The organism is Mesorhizobium sp. M7A.T.Ca.US.000.02.2.1 (assembly GCF_003996995.1).
Lineage (GTDB): Bacteria > Pseudomonadota > Alphaproteobacteria > Rhizobiales > Rhizobiaceae > Mesorhizobium.
Genome location: NZ_RZTT01000556.1, coordinates 1 through 3,214 on the forward strand (window position 1 = coordinate 1; position 3,214 = coordinate 3,214).

The window sequence follows — 3,214 nt, forward strand, 5'->3', positions numbered from 1 at the left end:
TCTCGTGGGCTTACCTGCCTGCCGGCGGTTTCGGTACGACGATTCTCCTGACTCTCTAAGACTTGATCGCACCGATTCCCGCCGAAACGATTTTTCGGCTCCCGAAGGAATCCTGCGATGTTTTTCAAAAAGTCAAAAGGGCTGAACGCCCCATCTGAAGCTGTCCGGACCGACGATCGTCGTCATGTCCAGACCGACGCAATGCGTGCCTCCGGCCGAATGCCGGCGGACGATATTGCTTCGCCTTTTTATCTCGATTTTCACACGGAGGACGGACCGATGTTCGATCCCTATAGAATACCTGGCTCGAGGAGCCTGCATATCCACCGACTGCCGACCTGGGCGCTGCTGATCGGCGACACCTATTCGTCGGCGGTTCACGCCGAGGTTCGCCGCCGGCCGCATCGCGGCATGCTGCCGGATGTCGATTTTTCGCGCGCGGTTCCCGATCTGAGCCGGCCTTCGCTGGTGCGCCGGATCATCCGGCTGATCCGGCCGGGCGCGAAAAACCGGGCTGGCGGCACCGTGTCGTCAGGATCGTCTGGCGCAGCTGTCGGCGAAAAGCCCGCGAGCCCCTATATTGCGCGAAGCAGGGCCGAGGGTCCGGGTGATTCCAGACCGTCGGCCCTTGACGCCATGGGTTCCGGGGATTTCGTACGCTCACGTGCCGCGTAAGCGGCAAACACATTTCACAGGCATAACCTATGTTGTTGTTTAGCTGGTTTGAAAAAAGGCTCGATCCGTTCCCCGCAGCGGAACCGGTCGAGCCGCCCAAGACGCTGGTTGCCTTCTGCCTGCATTATACGCGCGGCGCATGGCCCTATATCCTTTTCGACGCGGTGCTGGTGACGGCCATCGCGATCGCCGAAGTATGGATGTTCGGCTTCCTCGGCCGCATCGTCGACTGGCTGTCGGGGCAGAATCGCGAAACCTTCCTGCAGACGGAAGCCTGGAAGCTCGCCGGCATGGCCTTCATCGTGCTGTTCGCGCTGCCGGGCACGGTATGGCTGCATTCGTTTCTCAACCAGCAGACGCTGATGGGCAATTATCCCATGCGCATCCGCTGGCAGGTGCACCGCTATCTGCTCAAGCAGTCGATGAGTTTCTACCAGGACGAGTTCGCCGGCCGCATCGCGACAAAGCTGATGCAGACGGCTCTCGCCGTGCGCGAATGCGTCATCAAGGTGATCGACGTCCTGAACTACGTTATCGTCTATTTCCTCGGCATGCTGCTCATCGTCGGCTCGGCCGACTGGCGGCTGGCTGCGCCGCTCGGCGTCTGGCTGGTCGGCTATATCCTTTTGCTGCGGTTTTTCATTCCTCGGCTGGGCAAGGTTGGCGAGGAACAGGCCAATGCGCGCTCGATCATGACGGGCCGGGTCGTCGACAGCTACTCCAACATCCAGACGGTCAAGCTGTTCAGCCATGCACGCCGCGAAGCGTCATTCGCCAAAGACGGCATGTCCGGCTTTCTCGAAACGGTCTACCGGTCGATGCGGCTGGTGACAGTGCTTTTTGGCTCGCTTTACATCCTGAATGCATTGGTCTTGTTCTCTGTCACCGCGATGGCGTTGTGGCTGTGGCTGGGGCAAGCAGTGACGATCGGCGCGGTCGCCGTGGTCATCGGCCTTGTGCTCAGGATGTGGGGCATGTCGCAATGGATCATGTGGGAAATGTCGGGCCTGTTCGAGAACATCGGCACGGTGCAGGACGGCATCGCCTCGATCTCGCTGCCGCGCCTTGTCGAGGACAGGCCGGACGCGAAGGAGATCAGCGTTTCCAGGGGTGAGATCCGCTTCGAGGATATCCGCTTCCACTACGGCAAGCAGAAGGGTGTGATCGAAGGCCTGTCGCTGGCGGTGAAGCCGGGCGAGAAGGTCGGCATCGTCGGCCGCTCCGGCGCCGGCAAGTCGACGCTGGTCAACCTGTTGCTGCGCTTCTACGACCTCGAAGCCGGGCAGATATTGATCGACGGCCAGGAGATCGCCGGTGTGAAGCAGGATTCGCTGCGTGCGCAGATCGGCATGGTCACGCAGGACACCTCGCTGCTGCATCGTTCGGTGCGCGAGAACATCCTCTATGGCCGGCCCGATGCCACCGACGAGATGCTTGTCGAGGCGGCGCGGCGCGCCGAGGCGCTGGATTTCATATCAGGGCTTTCGGATGCCAGCGGCCGCAAGGGCTTCGATGCCCATGTCGGAGACCGCGGCGTCAAATTGTCCGGTGGCCAGCGGCAACGCGTCGCCATTGCTCGCGTTATGTTGAAGGACGCACCTATACTTATCCTTGACGAAGCGACCTCGGCGCTGGATTCCGAAGCCGAGGCGGCGATCCAGGAGAATCTCTACAAGCTCATGCAAGGCAAAACCGTGATCGCCATAGCGCACCGGCTGTCGACCATCGCGGCGATGGACAGGCTGGTGGTGATGGACAAGGGTCGTGTCATCGAGGAAGGTTCGCACGAGGAACTCGTCGCCAAGGGCGGGCTCTACGCGCAGCTCTGGCAGCGCCAGTCGGGCGGGTTCCTGCTTGAGGACGGTCCCGCCGACGCCGCCAACGACGCACTTGCAAAGGGGCAAGCCGCAGAATGATGGCCGCCGCATGATGACAGCCGTCTATCGCTGGTTCGAGAACTGGGTCTATCCGTTCAGGGAGCCAGCGAATCTTCGGCCACCGACCAGCGTCGGCGGTTTCCTCTGGCACTATGTCGGCCAGGCGAAGTTCGCCTTCTTCGCCATGCTGGTCATCGGCGGCATCGCGCCGCTGGTCGAGGCCGGCCTGTTCTACTTCGTCGGGCGGCTGGTCGATATTCTCGACCAGCTTCCCGCCGAGCGCAGCTGGCACGCACTGTGGGCCGCCGCCGGCCCTGAACTGGTTTTTATGGCCGTGGTGGTGCTGGTCATCCGCACCGTCATCGTCGGCCTGTCGGCGCTGGTCGACGAGCAGACGATCACGCCGGGCTTCTACAATCTGGTGCGCTGGCAGGCGCACCGGCATGTCTCGCGCCAGTCCTACGCCTTTTTCCAGAACGATTTCGCCGGCCGCATCGCGACAAAGGTCTGGCAGGCGGGGCAAGCCACCGGCGACCTGATGGAAAGCTTCATCGAGGTCGTCTGGTTCATGATCGTCTACACGGTGACGACGCTGGCGCTGGTCGCAGGCCTCGATCTCAGGCTGGCGGTGCTGGTGGTGATCTGGATTTCCGCTTTCGCTT

General features: G+C 61.9%; 2 protein-coding genes and 1 pseudogene. All 3 read left to right on the forward strand.

Features of this window, described 5'->3' with window-relative positions:
* Window positions 1-279: 279 nt before the first annotated feature.
* Window positions 280-675 carry a hypothetical protein gene (locus tag EOD15_RS31450; protein WP_127409168.1) on the forward strand — a complete coding sequence of 132 codons (396 nt, stop codon included), beginning with the start codon at window positions 280-282 and terminating at the stop codon, window positions 673-675.
* A 29-nt stretch (window positions 676-704) separates the two neighbouring features.
* Complete coding sequence (locus tag EOD15_RS31455) at window positions 705-2,591, forward strand: ABC transporter ATP-binding protein (RefSeq protein WP_127409169.1); 1,887 nt, start codon at window positions 705-707, stop codon at window positions 2,589-2,591.
* 10 nt (window positions 2,592-2,601) lie between these two features.
* Window positions 2,602-3,214: pseudogene (locus tag EOD15_RS31460) on the forward strand (ABC transporter ATP-binding protein); the annotation flags it as partial.

What these genes read in the sequence shown, in the direction of transcription:
- EOD15_RS31450 (WP_127409168.1), top strand. Translation starts at nt 280, where the DNA reads ATGTTCGATCCCTATAGAATACCTGGCTCGAGGAGCCTGCATATCCAC.
- EOD15_RS31455 (WP_127409169.1), top strand. Translation starts at nt 705, where the DNA reads ATGTTGTTGTTTAGCTGGTTTGAAAAAAGGCTCGATCCGTTCCCCGCA.